Genomic DNA, 16,634 nt, shown 5'->3' with positions numbered 1-16,634 from the left:
GTCACCGGGCCACGACGCTGAGGGTCGGCCCGGTGATGGACATGTCGCCGCTGAGCTGGGCGACCTGTGCAACGGTCACGTTCTCGAAGGTGATCGTGCGGGTGGCAACAGCGGGGTGGGAGAGCCACGGGGGCAGCGTGTCGGGCGTGACGGTGACGCTGCGGTCCGCCGGAAGCGGATCGCCGCCCAGTCCGACGAGCGTGCCGGACAGCTTCCGGGTGTACAGAGTCACCATGTCCTTGCCCTTGACCGTGGACGTGGTCGCGGGCTTGGCCCGCAGACGCACCGCCGCGCGGCCGCGGCCCGCCGTCAGGTCGAGGTCGCCCAAGTCCAGCGACCGTGCGGTGAACTTCAACACCCGCTGGGACCCGGCCGCGGTCCGGACGGTGACCACGCCGCGGAAGGCACTGCCGTGGAGCACGAGTCTGTCCGCACGCAGCACCCAGGGGACGTTCGCCGGACGGTCCGGCAGTCGGGCGACCGGCGGGCCGGCACCTGCGGGTGCCTTGGACGTGTGGATGCCGCCAGGGGCGAACAACGCCTTCGAGGCCGCCGGTGTGGCGAGCTGTAGGACCAGGGACAGGGCGGCCACCGCCAGCGCGCAGGCGAGGGGCCGCAGCAGTTGGCCGGCCGAGCGGCTCTCCACCGCACTGCGCAGATGACAGGTATCGGACTCCGGCCCGCTCGCCGCACAGCCGGTCAGGGCGTCACTTGCCACCGTGGTCCTCACCCGCGGGGCTGGGGGTTGATGCACGGTTCGCCGCGGGCTGCGAATCGGCGGCGCCCGTCGGAGGAATCCAGGCACAGGCCAGGGATCCGCCGATCAGGCCGGAGACCAGCCCGATGAGGAGGCCCCCGAAATTGGCGACGGGAAACGAGATGAGGGCAAGCAGAATGACCGTGATCCCTGCGAATACGCGCACCTGCTGGTGGAACCAGAGGGAGATGGCCAGGGCCACGAGCAGAACCCCGATGATCAGCGACCCCGCGCCGGCCGAGGTCGACAGTGCCAGTGGGATGGCGCCGAAGTTCAGGTGCGCGTACGGAAAGTAGAGAATCGGCAGGCCCGCTGCGAAGGTGAACAGTCCTGCCCAGAAGGGACGTGCGTCCCGCCAGGTCCTGAATCCTCGTCGGGCGTCGGTGGCGGCGACGCGCAAGTTCCTGCGTCTGCCGAATCGTTCGAAGAACACGTGGTCTTTCCATGATGTTCGGCGGGCGGGAGTGTGCGACGAGCGGGCGCGAAGGGTGCGTGTTTCGTGCCGACGGTTCAGAAGCACTCGTGGTGGCCTTGCCTGAGCCGCACATCGAGGTCCGGAACGTTGAACGTGGCGGCCGAGACCGCGACCGTGGTGAAGTGCACGTCGCGCAGGAAGGCCGAATCCGCCTGCTGAGCGAAGCCGTTGGGATCGAAGAACCGAGACTTCCTGTCCTCCCGGCTGATCGGGCCCTTGCTGACCGCTCCCGCCGCCACACCGATGTCGAGGTCGTCGAAATTCGCCTGGCTGCTCGACAGGGATGTCGCGTCGAGGAACAAGTTCTTCGCCTCGACCCGTCTGCGTTCGCCGCCGGTGACCCTCAGTGTGTACGGGCCCAGGACCGGGATCGGGACCACCACGGACTGGCACAGCCCGCTGATCTCCGCACGGCCGGCCCCGGTGACCACGACCGGCACCAGGGTGCCCTTCCTGCTCACGTCCACCATGCCGTAGATGCTCAGACCATGGACGTCCAGAGTGTCCAGGGCCACCTGGAACTTCTGGCCGGAGATGAGGAACGACGCGGCCAGTGCTCCTTGCGCCATGCCGATACCGAGGGCCGCGGCGGCCACAGCACTCGGGACGAGAATGCCGGCGAAGCGCTTCCAGGAGGTCCTGCCGGCGCGGTGCAGCATCCCGTCTCCTCCAGTCATGAGATGGACCCGCCGTTGCCGGACAGGGGTAGGCGACGTCTCTTTCTCTAGTGGCGGATCCTAGGCTTCCCGGAGCGGCTGGCGACGGCACGCCGGGTCGGCCGGACGGGTGATGCGGTTTCCGTTGCGGCATCCGGATGACACGCGGTGCGGTGACGCCGTCGATGTCTGCGATCTCCCGGGTCTACGGCGGTAAGGGCGGCGGACACCGGTGACGTACGCCCGGGCGGTGGGCAGGCAGGGGGACCTGGCCGGCGCAATGACGGCTTGCCGCAGGCGCCACTACTTCATGACCGGGGAGCCCGCCATTCCTGGAGATCTCGCCAGGCCGTGGCTCACGGTCTCCCCACGCCCCCGGGGGCGGGCGGCCCCGCTGGACCTGCTCAGGCCTTCCGTCCTTCGTCGGCCTCTCTGTGCATACCCGTGCACAGAGCCCAGACGATGAAGACGTTGACGGCGACCAACGTCAGGGCCCACAGGGGGTAATACGGCACCCACAGGAAGTTGGCGATCGCGCCGAGCCCTGCCACGGATACACCGAAGAAGCGCGCCCACAGCGCTCCGCTGAGCACGGCGCAGCCCGCGAGGACGATGACGATGCCCAGAATGAGGTGCACCCAGCCCCAGCCCGCCAGACTGAACTCGAACGCGTAGTGACGCGTCGCGATGAACAGGCTGTCCTTGGAGATGGCCGCGATTCCTTCGAAGATCGCCATCGCACCACCGAAGATCATCAGCGCAGCTGCGAAGACGGTGGTGGTCGATGTGGGCGCATGCCACGGGCGCGGGTTGGCATGGGCCGTTCCCGATCGGGCAGCGTCACCGGCCATGTCGGCCTCCTTGGGTGGCAGTGCCATCCGGTCAGCCGAACTCCCGGAGCGGCGTGATCCCTCTCAGCCTGGCACGACGACACTCCGTCGGCATTTTGGAGCTGTGGCGCGCCGACCCGTCCCTCCACGGCTCGGGGAGCCCCGCAACGGCGGAAGCGATGTCGCACACGTACAGGCCGATGCTGCCGCCGATCGGTGCACCGTACATGGCCATGTGCGGTACGGCCGTGCAGTGCGCGGTCGGTCCGCGGCCGCAGTTGTCGCAGCCCGGCGGCCTCCAGCACGGTCCTGGTGGCTTCCTCGACCAGTCCGGCCTTGCGTCGTTCGGACAGGGCACCCTGCGGAACCGTGACGTCCACCAGGAAGCGGGGCTCGTCGTCCTCGGCGTTCGGGACGCCTGCCAGGGCAGTCCCCAGGCGCTGGAACCCGGCTCGCGCGGCCGGCGCGAACCGGCCGGCCTCGGGCGCGAGCACCGCGTCCGTCGACGGCGAGAAGGGCCGGCTCAGGGGGGTTTCCTCCGGGGCCGGCCCATTCCGTTGTTCCGGTCAGCAGAACGCGGGCGGGATGCTCTGCTCGTACTGGAAGACGTTGCGGGGGTCGTACTTCGCCTTGGTCTTGCGCAGCCGGTCGAAGTTGGATCCCCAGTAGGCGGTCTCCCAGTCCTGCATTCCGACGTTCGGCACGTTGACGTAGGCGCCGTTCACGTAGGGCCGCAGTGCCTGGCTGAACGCGGCGATCCAGGCCTGGGCCTGCGGGGTGAGAGGGTCGCAGACGCCTGGTTGTCCTGTCCGAGTCCCCCAGCCGGCGCCGGGTTCGGAGTAGAAGAGCGCGTCGCGATGCGGGAACGCGGTGCCGCCGCGGGGGCTCTTCCTGACCGCCCCGCCGAAGGCCTGGGTGAAGAAGTTGCTGTCATCCGTGGGGGCGTCCTGCATAAATGAGGCGATCAGGCTGATCGCTTCCTTCGGGAACGGCTTTCTGGTGAACTGCGAGAAGAACTTCCAGTTCGCGGGCTCGTCCGCGGTCGGAATCTGGAATCCCGCGTACACGTCGCCCCAGTTACCCACCTGCACCGAGACCTGGGGATCGCCGACCGACAGAATCGGGGCCAGCAACTCGTTCGCCTCTTCCGGCGATCCTTCAGCGAGGACCGCGAACAGCAGGATCTGGTTTCTGTGGATCTCGACCTGGGTTCCGAGGCGGTTGTCGGCGGTCGGTGCCGTGCGCTGCCATGCGTCGAAGACCCCGTGCAGGTCCCCGATTCCCTCCCACGTCGCCTGCACATAAGTGACGCTCTTCAGCGGAGCCGCTTTGTAGGTGAGTGACGTGACGATCCCGAAGTTGCCGTTCCCCGCCCCGCGCAGCGCCCAGAGCAGGTCCGGGTTGTTGTTCAGGTCCGCCTTGACCACCTTGGCGCACTCGGCGCCCGACGCGACGACGACCTCGGCCCCCACAAGGCTGTCGCAGGCCATGCCGAGGTAGCGGGTGAGGAAGCCGAAACCGCCGCCGAGCGTCGCACCGGACAGGCCCACGCTGCCCTCTGTCCCCGTCGTCACCGCGAGGTCCTTCTTCGCGAGCGCGGTCACGGCCTCCAACTGGTTGAGCCCGGCCCCCACCGTCGCGATACGGGAGGCGGTGTCGATGTGGACCGACTTCAACTCGCTGACGTCGATCACGATGCCGCTGTCCACGTTCGACCAGCCCTCGAGGCTGTGGCGGCCGCTCCGCACCCGCAGCGCGACGTCATTCTGCCGCGCCCACGTCAGGGCGTTGACCACGTCCTGGGTGTTCTGGGCGAAGACGATGACCAGCGGATAGTGAGCGAAGTACTCGTCCCAACCCAGGCTCGCACTCGCGTACCCGGGGTTCTCGGGACGGACGATGCGGCCGGTCAGAGTCGCCGGCCTGCATTTCGCGCCTTCGGCCCCTTCGGTCGCGGCGCTCGCGCCCGGGGCTTCCGCGGCCGCGATGCCCGGGAGAACCACCGCGCCTGCGCCTGCAGCCGCCGTCGCTTTGAGCAGGCCGCGACGAGAATAATCGTGCATGGTCTGTATCCCTTGTATGGAAAGCCCTTGGGGTCCGCACAGTAACAAGGGCGACCATGGCCGTTTTGCCCGACACGCTAATCGAGGAAGATGGCGGTATTCCGAAGGAAGATATGTGCAAGCGGGCATGAATCAGTCTGCCGCCAATTTCGAGTATTTCGATCCTCTCAGCCTGAATCCACCGACTTAATTTCTACAGATGAAAAGACGGACGGCCCGGGTGTGGAACCCGGGCCGTCTCAGGGGCAATTCTCAGGGGCAACTCAGCCGCGGTGGCTCGCCCGGGCGAGGGCGGGCACGAAGCGGAGGGCGTCGACGGTGCCGACGCCGGTGGCCATGTCGTAGCCGTTGACGGCCTTGTAGCCGGTGACGCCTTCGTAGCTGTTGTTCGTGCCGTCGTTCACGTCGACGATGCCGGTGCTCTTGTCGTGGTGGGCGGCGCGCTGGGAGAGGGCGTACAGCGCCTCGTTGATGTTGCCCACCCGGTGGCCGGCCGCCTGGTCGGCGAGGGCGATGATGCCCGAGAAGAGCGGGCTGGCCTCGCTGGTGCCGCCGGTGACGTCCCAGCCGATGGCGGTCGGGTCGTAGCTGGAGTAGATCCAGGCGCCGCCGTTGACCGCGGCGGCCAGCGACACGTCCGGGGTGCCGCGGCGGGCGCCGACGACGTTCTTCACACCGTTCTGGAAGGCCGGGCGGGTGAAGACGTGGGACTGACCGCCGCCGCCCGAGCCGTAGTCGTTGTAGACGCTGTCGGGCTTGACGCGCCGGCCCTTGTCGTCCAGGTGGAGCTGGGTGCCGCCGATGGAGGTGACCAACGGGTCCGACGAGGGCCAGGAGTTGACGCGCTTGTTGTAGTAGGTCTTGCCGTCCGCCTTCAGGTCGGTGGCGCCACCGTCGCCGGAGGAGGCGAGGACGGTCACGTGCTTGCGGTTCGCGTCCTGGAAGGCGTAGCGCAGCTTCTTGATGCTGGAGAAGTCGCCCTTGTCGAAACCGGGGAAGGTGTCCTCGGTGGCGCCGAAGCTCTGGCTGATGACGTCGCCGACGCCGTGGTCGATCATGTGCTTCTCGGCGTCCATCATCTCCGGCAGACCGGTGACGCCCTCGGTCTCGGCGACCGCCGTCTCCACCAGGACAATCTTGGCGTCGGGCGCCACGGCGTGGGCCATCTCGACGTCGAGGGTGGTCTCGCCGGCCCAGCCGGTCATGTCCGAGTTCTTGGGGTCGAACACGGGGACCTTGCCCCACTTGACCACGTTGACCTTGGTGCTGCGCAGACCGAACTGCTTGCTGTAGACGTCGAGGTCGTGCTGGATCGTCGGGGAGCCGAACGAGTCGACGATGACGATGGTGCGCCCCTTGCCCGTGATGCCCTTCCGGTACAGCGCGTTGAGGTCGTACGCGGTGCGGTACTGGAGCGGGTTGTAACAGGCGATGTGCCACTTGGCCTGGCACTGCTCACTGGAGAGCGGGCTCGCCACGTCGCGGACCAGGGTGTGCCCGGCGATGGCCGGGACAGCCTTGGTGTGCGGTACGGCGGCGGGTGCGGCGGTGGTGACGCCGGCCAGCGGAGCGGTCGCCAGCGCGGCGACGGCGAGGGCGGCGGTGGCGGCCGTGGAAGCCGCGACACCGCGCCCGGTACGGGATATGTACATGAATCCCCCTGGGTGGTCCTGAGTTGCACGGAGTGGTCTCCGTGCATCTCATCGAGTGAGACATGCACAGGACAAGACCATTGAACTGTCGATGCCGAACCCTTTACCCAAACAGCACCTCCGGTGCGAACTTCCTGCCTGGCCAGCACATTCGTGGCGCGCGGACGAAGCCGACGCCCGTACGGCTCTCACAGGCTGCTCATGGGGCCTGCCTGAGGAGCTCCTTCATGCCGTACGGGTACAGCCACGGGCTGTGGTCACCGGCTTCGAGTCGGTCGAGCGCGATCAACGCGTCCGCCGCGGTCTTGCAGCGCGGATGCCGCGTGGCGAAGGCGGCGATGCGGCCTCGCTGGATGGGCAGCCAGGCGGCGATCACCTGGGGGTCGCCGTCGTACCACCACGTGAACCGGAACTCCTCCCAGAGGAGTTCGGTCGCCCAGTCGAGGCCGAGGCGGACGAGCCCGGCGTCCGCCTCGGAACCGGAGAGCTCGGCCATGTGCTCCAGCCACGGCTCCAGTTCGCCCGTCGCCTGTGCGATTCCCACCAAGAGGTCGGAGATGTCCGAGGGAGACCGACCGTCGACCAGAGCCATGGCCAACAGCGCGCGGAAGGCCTCCTCCACCACGGCACGTTCGGGCGCCGGCCAGTCGACGAACCCGGCCCCGTCCCGGCCGAGATGGCCGATTTCCGCGGACGGATCGGTGCCGTGGCCCTCCGGCCCCCAACAGCGCAGCGCACGCGGCATGAGACGACGCCACAGGACGACGTACTGGTCCGCGTCCCAGTGGCTGGCGACCTCACGCATGAAGTGTCCGAGGAGATCGTCCGATACGTCGGCGGGATCGCCACCGAGAATGCGCAGCTCCGACTCCGGAGTGCAGTAAGTGCAGCCGTCCACCGGGCTGTCGAGTCCGGGAGGTGACGCGAAGACCCGGTCGACCTCGGCGAGCGCGTGCCGCCACCGTGCGTACGGATCGAGGTCAGGAGAAACGGCCATGGCACGACCTACCGCGGGGACTCCACCAGGGGGGACCCGGCGAAGAGACGAACTCTACCCGTCAAGAGCGCGGCGTCGGCGGCTGCGGGCCGAACGCGGCGGTGTTCAGCGAGCGCCGCATGGCCAGCGCGATCGGGCGCTCGACGAAGCGGTGCACGAGGTACGACAGGACGATCAAAGCGGTCACCGTGGCCACGACCAGCGCCGAGGGGTCGATCCGGTGGCCGTAGTGGTGGGTGACGGTCATTCCGATCGTGTCGTGCAACAGGTACAGCGGGAAGGTCATCGCGCCCGCGACGGTCAGCCCGCGCCAGCGGATCCGGCGGGTCCCGCCGAGCGCGATGGCGCCCATCAGCAGGAAGAACACCGTGGTCACGAGGATCAGCCAGCCGCGCCACGGCGACCAGGTGGCCCAGTTGACGCGGCCGCCGTGGGGCGCCAGCAGGAAGTGCAGCGCCAGCAGCCACGACATGGCGACGATCCCCCACAGCAGCGGCGTCGGCCGGTAGCGGTGCATGAGGTAGAAGGCCATGCCCGCGATGAAGTACGGGGCGGACGTCGGGTTCACGATCAGCGTGAGCAGCGGGATGTGAGCGCTGGGCGCCAGCACCGCGGCGACCGTCCACAACCCACAGAAGATCACCACCCGCTGGTGGGTGAGGCCCTTCCACACCACGACCGCGAACGTGAGGTAGAAGCAGAGTTCCGGCCAGAGCGTCCAGTAGACCGGATCCAGGTTGGCCACACCGAGCGGAGTCTGCAACATCGTGAAGTTCGCGAACAGCGCCCGCGGGTTGGGGTGCCCGAACGGGGTGTCGGCGAAGTAGATGACGCACGCCGACACCACGATCGCGATCCAGTACATCGGGTAGAGACGGGTGACGCGTGAGATGAAGAAGTCACGCGGGGTGCGCCCCCATGCGCTCATGCAGATGACAAAGCCGCTGATCAGGAAGAACAGGTCGACGCCGAGCCGTCCGAAGGCGAAGTAGCCGTGCGCCTCCGGGAAGGTGCTCCGGTACGGGAGACCCCAGACGACGACCATCGCCCCGGGGGTCTGGCCGACGAAGTGGAAGAGGACCACCGACAGCGCCGCCAGGAATCGCAGCCCGTCCAACGCGGCGAGCCGGTCCTTGCGGGCGCCCGGCCTGACCGGGATCACCCGTGGCGCGGGGGCCGCCTGCGGCAACGGCGCCTCCTCCACGACCGCCGCCTCGAGCCCCTGTCTCGTGGCCACGCCGGCCAGTCCCCTGCGATCATCCGCCTGGGTCATGCGTCCCCCGTTCCAGGGTCGTCCTTCTTTTGCGGACAGGCCGCAGAAGCCCCCGATCACGTGCCCGACGGCCAAATGACAAGGTTGCCGGATTTGTGCGCTTCAGGGTGGATGACGGCGCCGCCGAGGCCCACGGATGTGTGTCTCGCGGATCAGCGGGCAGACAGACAGGCGAGGGCGGGGCTCTGCGCCGGGAATTTGACGACAGGGCCTAGAGCAGGCCCAGGTCGCCGAGTTCCTTGTGGAGGTCGGCGCGCGGGTTGTCGGCGCGGGGCTGAAGGGCGCCGCGGGTGGTCGGGCCGGTGCCGCCGCCGGAGTGGGTGTCCTTGGCGGGCCGGGGGCGTCGGTCCCGGAAGAGCCAGGCCCCGACCAGGCCGCCGACCAGGCCGCCGAGGTGTCCCAGCCAGCTCACCCCCGGCGTCCCGGGCACCGCCACGGTGAGCATGTAGGCGAAGGAGGCCGCCATGACGACACCGATCAGCGTGTCGATCAGGTGCCGGTCGAAGAGCCCGCGTACCACGACATAGCCGAAGTACCCGAAGATCAGGCCGCTGGCGCCGACCGTGTCCACGTTGCCCTGCTCGAGGAACCAGACCGTGAGACCGCTGGTCACCACGATGAGCAGGCTCAGCCCGAGGAAGCGGACCACTCCTCGGTAGGCGGCCAGGAATCCGAAGACGAACAGCGGTCCCGAGTTGCTCTCGATGTGTGCCCAGTTCCAGTGCAGGAAGGGTGCGGTGAGGATGTTGGGCAGCGTGCCGATGTCGCCGGACACCACTCCGTAGTCCCGCGAGAGTGCGTAGTGGTCGGCGAAGTTCGCGAGCTGCGCCAGCCAGACGAGCGCGAGGAACCCGAACATCACGAAGAACGCCTTCCGCGCCTCCGCGATCATCCGCTCGGGACCCATCGGCCCCGTACCGACCCGATCCCGCTCCGCCCCGCCCATGGCACGCTCCCCTCCCCGGCGGATCCGCATCCGCTCCACGACCACACCCCCAGAATGCCAGCAGCCACCAGGCCCGGATCCCAACTGCCGGGGCCAGATTGTTGACGATTTTGTGTACCCATCCTACGGTCGGTAACCATCTCCCAGGAGAGCGGAGAGCTCGAGGAAGCCCGAGGCGCTCCAGGAGTTCGAGACCGAAGGAGTACGTACGTGTCCCCAGCTACCGGCAGTGCCAAAGGCAGCGGCGCCGCGGCCAAGGAGCAGGCCCTCGTCGCGCTGCGCAGGGCCATCCTCGCCGGTGACATGGTGCCGGGACAGCGCCTGGTCGAGGCCGAGTTGGCCGAGCAGTTCGATGTCACGCGGGCCAGTGTGCGGGCCGCGCTGGTCGATCTCGCCGCCGACGGTCTCGTGGAGCGGATCCGCAACCGCGGTGCCCGGGTCCGTACCGTGTCCGTGAGCGAGGCGGTGGAGATCTACGAGTGCCGCATGGTGCTCGAAGGGCTGTGCGCGGCCAAGGCCGCCGAACGGGTCACCGATGCGCAGAGCACACAACTCCTCGCGCTCGGGGAGCAGTTGCGCGCCGCCGTCCAGGCCGCCGAGCCCCTGAAGTACTCCGACCTCAACCGCCAACTGCACGACTTCGTCAGGGACATCTCCGGCCAGGACACCGCCGCCGAACTCCTCACCCGCCTGAACGCGCAGATCGTCCGCCACCAGTTCCGGCTGGCCCTGCAGTCCGGGCGCCCCCAGGTCTCCCTGGGCGAACACCTCGCCCTCGTCGAGGCCATCGCCGCGCGTGATCCGCAGCGCGCCGAGGCGGCCGCCCGCGCTCATGTGGCCAGCGTCATCGAGGCCCTGCGCGCCGTCGAGGGGTCCGGGACGGGCAAGGCCTGACCTCAGCGGGACGATCAGGCTCTCGGCCCCGGGGGAGACCGAGAGCCTGTCGGGCCGGCGTTCCTCACGCCCGCCCGACCACCCCGCGAACGGGTCAGTTCTGGTACGTCTTGTTGCGGCCGGCACCGCCGGACAGGAAGTCCTTGCCGGCGCCTCCGTGCAGGACGTCGTCGCCGCTGTTGCCGTACAGCTTGTCGTCGCCCGCGCCGCCGTACAGGGTGTCGTTGCCGCGGCCGCCCTGGAGGAGGTCGCGGCCCGCGTTGCCGTACAGCTTGTCGTTGCCGTCGTCGCCGAACAGGGAGTTGTCGCCGCTCGTCCCCGACAGGCTGTCGTCGCCCGCGCCGCCATGGCACTCGGCGCTGCAGTTGACGAGGGTGTCGTTGCCCGCGCCGCCGTTCGCGCCCTCGTCGTAGACCCCGCCGCCGCCGGAGAGCCGGTCGTTGCCGCCCTGGCCGTAGAGGACGTCGACGCCGTGGCCGGTCAGGGTGTCGTTGCCCGGCCCGCCGTAGATCCTCGTGTACCCGCCGCTGGTGTTGCTGGTCGTCGCGGTGTCGTTGCCGTCTCCGAGGTCGACGATCAGGGAGTCGAGGTCGGACGCCGAGGTGTTGGGCTCGGTCACCGTGCAGACCGCCTTGGTGTCGTCGCCGCCGGCCGGGCGGACGCAGCCCGCGCCCAGGGAGATCTTGACGGTGTCGTCGAAGGTGTAGATGAAGTCGCTCAGCTGGGAATCCGGGTCGGTCGCGCCGAGCGCCCAGGAGATGGACAGATGGTTCGTCTGACCGGCGGCCGCCGTGTAGTACAGCTTCTGGCCGACGACGACCGCGGCCGCGCTCTTGGCGGGCGCGGCGTGTGCCGCGGGGGCGGCGACGGTTACGGCCACGGCGGCGGTGGCGAGCGCCAGCGCCCTCGGCAGAGCGGTGATGCGGCGACTGAACATGGTCGGTTCTCCTCCACGGGGCCCGATGGGCCCAACGGGGCCCTGGGGGCCGATGAGGTCCGCGCGTATGTCTGTGTGTATGTCTGTGCGCGTGTGGTCACCCCGTTCGACGACGTCCTCCGAGGGGGAGTTGTGGCTGCCGTCGCACAACCTTTTGGGGTTCAGAGGGAGTTCACTTCTGGTTGCTTCTGTTGTGGTGTGGATACTTCCGGGCGTTGGCGGGGGCCCGAGATCAGCAGCGTCGCCGCGACCGATGTGATCGCCATCACCGTCATCGCCGTTCCGGGCGAGGTGAGTTGGGCGACCGTTCCCGCCAGTGTCGCGCTCACCCCCTGCATCGTGAGCATGCCCGAGGAGTGCAGTCCCAGGGCGTGCCCGCTCAGCTCGTCCGGGGTCAGGGCCATCAGGCGTTCCTGCTGGATCAGACTCGCTCCGAAGCCGACCGAGGCGAGGGCGACCGCGCCCGCCGCCACCGCCACCCCCGGCCGCAGCGCGAACAGCAGGTAGGGCGTCGCCAGGAGCAGCAGGAACGGGATGCCCAGGCGGCCGCGGACCGCGGGCGGGATGAAACGGCCCGTCGTCACATCGCCGACGAACATGCCGAACGCCGCGAAGGCGAAGAGCAGACCCGCCCGGTCCGGGGCGTACGACACGTACAGGGACTCGCAGCCGACGATCAGACCGTTCGGGATCCACAGGAGCAGATACGTCGTCCGGCGCGGGGGCGAGGACCACAGCAGCGCGTTGGTGCGCCAGGTCTGCGCGATCGAGGGGCGGCCGGTGGCCCTCGGCGCCCGCCGGGTCATGCCGAGGCGGGTGACCAGCGCCGCCGCGAGATACAGGGCCGCCGCGCCCGCCAGTGTGATCCTCGGCGAGAGCACCGCCACCAGGACGCCGCCCGTCGCGTAACCCGTGATCTGGGTGAGGCCGTTCGCCATGTTGAAGACCGAACGGCCCAGCAGATAGCCGTCCTTGGGCAGGATCTCGTTCAGCAGACCCCAGCGGACACCGCCGCCGAGGGACGAGACCAGCCCCAGGACGAAGATCAGGAGGAACAGCGCCCGGACCGGAAGCCCCGGCGTCGCCACCACCGCCGTACCGACGGCGAAGGACAGGGCGATGCCCGTCATCGTGGCGCGCGGCGCCAGCCGGTCCGCCGCCGACAGCAGGGTGGTCGCGCCGACCACCTGGGCGAGCTGCGGCCCGAACATGCTCACCGCCGACAGCAGTGGCGAGTCCGTCGCCCTGTACACCAGCGTCCCGACGGCCAGGCCGCCGATCGTCGAGGCCGCCGAGTTGAGCGCGGAGGACAGGAAGAGAGGGGTGAACTCCCGGGTGCGGAAAAGGTCGGAGTAGCTGCGCATGCGCGGAGTCTCGGATGGCGCCCGGCGTGGTCGTTATTGTTTCGCGCAGGAGCGAAACCACACAGGGCCATGGACGGCGAGAGAGAAGCGGCGGGAGATGCGGATGGGCTGGTGGCAGATCAACGCCGACACCCTCGCCCGCACCCGTTTCGTGCTCTCCCCGCTCGCCGAGACCTTCGCCGCCGTCGAGCTGCTGCACGCGGGGACCGCAGCGCACCCTGGGGAGCGGGCCTGGCTCGACGCCCATCTGCCCGCGTACAGAAGACGGCTGTCCGGTGACCCCGTCACCGCGCTGCTCATACGGTCCGGGCTCGGGCGGAACTGGATCGCCGACTTCCTGACACCGACGCCGCGCGGCGAGGCCGACTTCGAGGAGGAGGTCGCCCGGGTGCGGGAGGCGTCGGCCGCGGACGCGCGGGCCCATCTCGGCGTCTCCCTTGCAGGGCCGCTGCCCGCCGCCCTGCACCGCGACGACCTCCCGGAGCGCGCCGCGGACCTGCTCACCCACGTCTGGACCGAGGCCGTACGCCCCTACTGGGACCGGCGGCGGCGCGTCCTGGAGGCCGATGTCGTCGCCCGGACCGCGCAGTTGAGCCAGGGCGGCTGGGCGGCGGCCCTCGACGCGCTGCGGCCGGGTACGCGCTGGCTCGGCGACAACCGGCTGCAGGTCAATCTCCACGAGTACCCGCCACGCGAGATCTCCGGCGCCGAGCTGGTGTTCGTACCGATCACACCGCAGCGGCACGGCTGGGTGTCATGGGAGGAGCCGGACCGGTACGCCGTCGTCTACCCCTGCTCGGGCGTGCTCGCCGACACCGGTCCCGAGGTCGTGCCGGAGAGTCTGGGCGCGCTGCTCGGACCCGCCCGCGCCGGGGTCCTCGTCCTCCTCGACTCCCCCATGAGCACGACCCAGTTGGTGGCCCTGACCGGGCAGGGTCTCGGCTCGGTCGGACGCCATCTGAAGGTGCTGCTGGACGCGCGGCTGGTGCAAAGGGGGCGGGCCGGGCGGTCGGTGCTGTACTCCCGTACGCCCGCCGGGGAGGTACTCGTGAAGGCCCAGCGGGAGTAGGACGGGTGGAGGACGGACGGAGCGAGTGCCGCGGGGCGGCGGTGTGCCGATCTACCGGTGCCGCTGGATGCGGGGGGCGCCGGTCACCGACATCATCAGCGAGTACAAGGACGTGGACGCCGTGATGAAGAGGCGGTTGTTCTTGGAGCCGCCGAAGGTGATGTTGGAGACCCTCTCGGGGACCAGGAGCCGGCCGATGAGGGTGCCGTCGGGGTCGTAGCAGTGCACCCCGTCGTCCAGGGCGGCCGCCCACAGCCTGCCCTCGTCGTCGAAGCGGATGTTGTCGAAGTGGACACCACTCTTTGCTTCCGCGAACGTTTTCCCGTTCGTGAGGGTGCCGTCGTCGCGGACGTCGAAGACCCGGATGCGGGCGGCGCGGGAGTCGGAGACGTACAGCTGCCGTTCGTCGGGCGAGAAGACGAGGCCGTTCGGCCCGTCGAAGCCGTCCGCGGCGAGCCGTACCTCGCCGGTCCCCGGGTCCAGGCGGTAGACGTGGCACGCGCCGATCTCCGACTCGGCCCGGTGGCCCTCGTAGTCGCTCAGGATCCCGAAGTCCGGGTCGGAGAACCAGACCGAACCGTCCGACCGTACGACCGCGTCGTTCGGGCTGTTGAGCCGCTTGCCGTCGTAACGGTCGGCGAGCACCGTGACCGATCCGTCGTGCTCCGTCCGGGTCACCCGGCGGTTGCCCTGCTCACAGCTGATCAGGCGGCCCTCGCGGTCCAGGGTGTTGCCGTTGCTGTTGCCCGCGGGGGTGCGCAGGACGCCGACCGTGCCGGTGGGCTCGTCCCAGCGCAGGATGCGGTCGTTGGGGATGTCGCTCCAGATCAGCTGGCGCCAGGCGGGCACGTACAGCGGGCCCTCGGCCCAGCGGGAGCCGTCGTGGAGGACCTCCAGCCTGCCGTCGCCGTTCGTGCAGCGGCCGGTGACGAAGCGGTCGTCGAGTACCTCGTAGATGCCCTTGATCGTGTTCGCTGTGGTCACGTTCGCGACCTTACCGAGCGGAGCGGGACCCGGCCGGGCGGACGCTGAGCGGATGCGGGGCGGACGACGGGCGGCGGCCGGGGCGACATCAAGCGGAGTTAGCATCCGTTTATGACTACTGACAGTTCAAGCAGTTCCGTGCTCGACGTCCAGATCGATTCCCTCCAGGGCGGCTCCGCGGACCTCGGGCAGTACCGCGGCAAGACCGTGCTCGTCGTGAACGTGGCCTCCAAGTGCGGGCTGACCCCGCAGTACGCGGGGCTGGAGCGGCTGCACGAGCAGTACGCGGGGCAGGGCTTCACCGTGCTCGGTGTGCCCTGCAACCAGTTCATGGGGCAGGAGCCCGGCACCTCCGAGGAGATCGCCGAGTTCTGCTCCGCGACCTACGGCGTCACCTTCCCGATGACCGAGAAGGTCGACGTCAACGGGGACGCGCGGCACGAGCTGTACCAGCGTCTTGTGGACACCGCCGACGGCGAGGGCCACAGCGGAGACATCCGCTGGAACTTCGAGAAGTTCCTGATCGGGCCGGGTGGAGACGTCGTGGCGCGGTTCTCGCCGCAGACCGAGCCGGAGTCGGCGGAGGTCGTGGCGGCGGTGGAGAAGGCGCTCGCGTAACTGCGGGTTCCCGCTCTTGAGAGCGGTTGGTTGACCTTGCCCCTGGGGCAGGGAGCAGCGTCCTTTGTCACCGGGCCGAAGGCTCCCGGTGACGGAGGATGGGCTCGTGCAACAGGAACTGCTCACGATCGGCGCGTTCGCCGCCCGCGCGCGGCTCTCGCCGAAGGCGCTTCGGCTGTACGACCGGCTCGGACTGCTCGCTCCGGCCCACGTCGACGAGGTCAGCGGATACCGCTACTACCGCGCCGACCAGGTCGAGCGCGCCCGCCTGGTCGCGCTGCTGCGGCAGCTCGACATGCCGCTCGCGCGGATCGCCGAGGTGGTGGAGGCCGGGGCGGCGCAGGGCGCGGTGCTCCTCGCCACGTACTGGGCGGATGCCGAGGCCCGGTTCGCTTCGCAGCGGACGCTCGCCGAGTACCTCCGTGGACGGCTGTCAGGGAGGAATACCGACATGTACGGGAAGTTCGTGGTCGAGACGGTGGATGTGCCGGAGCGGGTGGTGCTGACGGAGAAGCGGCACACGCTGGCGGATGAGCTGCCGGTCTGGATTCCGGCCTCGCTGGGGCGACTGGAGGACGGGGCGCGGGAGTGCGGCGGGACGACCGGCTCGCCCTTCGTCGTCTATTACGCCGAGGTCAGCATGGAGAGCGACGGGCCCGCCGAGTCGTGCGTGCCGGTCGCCGACGAGGAGGCTGCGCGGGCGTGGGCCGAGAAGCGGGGGCGGGCGTCGGGGATCGGGGTGCGGGTGGAGCCGGCGCGGCGGCTCGCGTACGCGCGGATCACCAAGGCGCAGGTGGCTCATCCGCAGATCATCGCCGCGTTCGAGGCGGTCGAGGCGTGGATCGGGGAGCGGGGGCTGTCGTACGACGGTCCCTGCCGGGAGGTGTACTTCGCGGACTGGGATGCGGCGGGGCCGCAGGACGCGGTGTGTGACGTGGCGTTTCCGGTGAAGTGAGCCGTGGGCGGGGGCGGGCACCGGGGGTTCTCGCCCCCGCCGCCCCTACCCGTCCCATCCTCAACCTGGGGGCTCCGCCCCCAGACCCCCGATCGGCCTGAACGGCCTCGTCCTCAAACGCCGGACGGGCTGAAGGACGCGGGCCGGGGTGGGTGGGGGATCGG

Annotated in this window: 16 protein-coding genes and 1 pseudogene; 4 read left to right on the top strand and 13 right to left on the bottom strand. The window is 69.5% G+C overall.

The window, feature by feature from the left end; genetic code table 11:
* Position 1: 1 nt before the first annotated feature.
* From ACFZDJ_RS52900 to ACFZDJ_RS52855, 10 genes and pseudogenes are all read right to left on the bottom strand, one after another.
* Positions 2 to 718, bottom strand: a complete 717-nt coding sequence (locus ACFZDJ_RS52900; protein WP_390930399.1) for a hypothetical protein — start codon at positions 716 to 718, stop codon at positions 2 to 4.
* On the bottom strand, positions 708 to 1,157 hold the full coding sequence (locus ACFZDJ_RS52895) for a DUF6114 domain-containing protein (protein ID WP_390930401.1): 450 nt from the start codon (positions 1,155 to 1,157) through the stop codon (positions 708 to 710). The genes ACFZDJ_RS52900 and ACFZDJ_RS52895 overlap by 11 nt, the downstream gene beginning before the upstream one ends.
* 110 nt (positions 1,158 to 1,267) lie before the next feature.
* Positions 1,268 to 1,891 (bottom strand): DUF6230 family protein, encoded by a 624-nt coding sequence (locus ACFZDJ_RS52890; RefSeq protein ID WP_390930403.1) that lies wholly within the window; start codon positions 1,889 to 1,891, stop codon positions 1,268 to 1,270.
* A gap of 401 nt (positions 1,892 to 2,292) precedes the next feature.
* Entirely contained in the window at positions 2,293 to 2,739 is a 447-nt protein-coding gene (locus ACFZDJ_RS52885) for a hypothetical protein (RefSeq protein WP_390930405.1), read from the bottom strand.
* Between the two features lie 263 nt (positions 2,740 to 3,002).
* A pseudogene (locus tag ACFZDJ_RS52880) lies at positions 3,003 to 3,125 on the bottom strand (4-oxalocrotonate tautomerase); the annotation flags it as partial.
* Positions 3,126 to 3,284: 159 nt separating this feature from the next.
* Positions 3,285 to 4,781 carry an FAD-binding protein gene (locus tag ACFZDJ_RS52875; RefSeq protein WP_390930407.1) on the bottom strand — a complete coding sequence of 499 codons (1,497 nt, stop codon included), beginning with the start codon at positions 4,779 to 4,781 and terminating at the stop codon, positions 3,285 to 3,287.
* A gap of 263 nt (positions 4,782 to 5,044) precedes the next feature.
* On the bottom strand, positions 5,045 to 6,433 hold the full coding sequence (locus tag ACFZDJ_RS52870) for a S8 family serine peptidase (RefSeq protein ID WP_384907989.1): 1,389 nt from the start codon (positions 6,431 to 6,433) through the stop codon (positions 5,045 to 5,047).
* A gap of 199 nt (positions 6,434 to 6,632) precedes the next feature.
* Complete coding sequence (locus ACFZDJ_RS52865; protein ID WP_391070302.1) at positions 6,633 to 7,430, bottom strand: hypothetical protein; 798 nt, start codon at positions 7,428 to 7,430, stop codon at positions 6,633 to 6,635.
* 61 nt (positions 7,431 to 7,491) lie between these two features.
* Positions 7,492 to 8,667 (bottom strand): acyltransferase family protein, encoded by a 1,176-nt coding sequence (locus tag ACFZDJ_RS52860; RefSeq protein WP_390930411.1) that lies wholly within the window; start codon positions 8,665 to 8,667, stop codon positions 7,492 to 7,494.
* A 247-nt stretch (positions 8,668 to 8,914) separates the two neighbouring features.
* A complete protein-coding gene (locus ACFZDJ_RS52855; protein WP_391070301.1) occupies positions 8,915 to 9,649 on the bottom strand; it encodes a rhomboid family intramembrane serine protease in 735 nt (244 codons plus the stop codon).
* 210 nt (positions 9,650 to 9,859) lie between these two features.
* Between ACFZDJ_RS52855 and ACFZDJ_RS52850 the strand changes: the two genes are divergently transcribed.
* Positions 9,860 to 10,543, top strand: a complete 684-nt coding sequence (locus ACFZDJ_RS52850) for a GntR family transcriptional regulator (protein ID WP_248296746.1) — start codon at positions 9,860 to 9,862, stop codon at positions 10,541 to 10,543.
* Positions 10,544 to 10,637: 94 nt separating this feature from the next.
* On the opposite strand, the gene ACFZDJ_RS52845 is transcribed toward ACFZDJ_RS52850, so the two are convergent.
* Together ACFZDJ_RS52845 and ACFZDJ_RS52840 are read right to left on the bottom strand one after the other, a co-directional pair.
* On the bottom strand, positions 10,638 to 11,480 hold the full coding sequence (locus tag ACFZDJ_RS52845; protein WP_391070299.1) for a calcium-binding protein: 843 nt from the start codon (positions 11,478 to 11,480) through the stop codon (positions 10,638 to 10,640).
* A 161-nt stretch (positions 11,481 to 11,641) separates the two neighbouring features.
* On the bottom strand, positions 11,642 to 12,844 hold the full coding sequence (locus ACFZDJ_RS52840; RefSeq protein WP_391070297.1) for an MFS transporter: 1,203 nt from the start codon (positions 12,842 to 12,844) through the stop codon (positions 11,642 to 11,644).
* Positions 12,845 to 12,947: 103 nt separating this feature from the next.
* Between ACFZDJ_RS52840 and ACFZDJ_RS52835 the strand changes: the two genes are divergently transcribed.
* Positions 12,948 to 13,913 carry an ArsR family transcriptional regulator gene (locus ACFZDJ_RS52835; protein ID WP_390930420.1) on the top strand — a complete coding sequence of 322 codons (966 nt, stop codon included), beginning with the start codon at positions 12,948 to 12,950 and terminating at the stop codon, positions 13,911 to 13,913.
* A gap of 51 nt (positions 13,914 to 13,964) precedes the next feature.
* Here the strand turns inward: ACFZDJ_RS52835 and ACFZDJ_RS52830 are convergent, their stop codons facing one another.
* Entirely contained in the window at positions 13,965 to 14,897 is a 933-nt protein-coding gene (locus ACFZDJ_RS52830; RefSeq protein ID WP_391070295.1) for an SMP-30/gluconolactonase/LRE family protein, read from the bottom strand.
* A gap of 111 nt (positions 14,898 to 15,008) precedes the next feature.
* Between ACFZDJ_RS52830 and ACFZDJ_RS52825 the strand changes: the two genes are divergently transcribed.
* On the top strand, positions 15,009 to 15,515 hold the full coding sequence (locus tag ACFZDJ_RS52825) for a glutathione peroxidase (RefSeq protein WP_101404487.1): 507 nt from the start codon (positions 15,009 to 15,011) through the stop codon (positions 15,513 to 15,515).
* 106 nt (positions 15,516 to 15,621) lie between these two features.
* Positions 15,622 to 16,470: a MerR family transcriptional regulator gene (locus ACFZDJ_RS52820; protein WP_390930424.1), complete on the top strand. Its 849-nt coding sequence runs from the start codon at positions 15,622 to 15,624 to the stop codon at positions 16,468 to 16,470.
* The last annotated feature ends 164 nt before the right edge of the window (positions 16,471 to 16,634 follow it).

Origin of the sequence: Streptomyces sp. NPDC007896 (assembly GCF_042959425.1) — a bacterium.
Lineage (GTDB): Bacteria > Actinomycetota > Actinomycetes > Streptomycetales > Streptomycetaceae > Streptomyces.
This window is presented reverse-complemented; position numbering and strand designations above follow the sequence as displayed.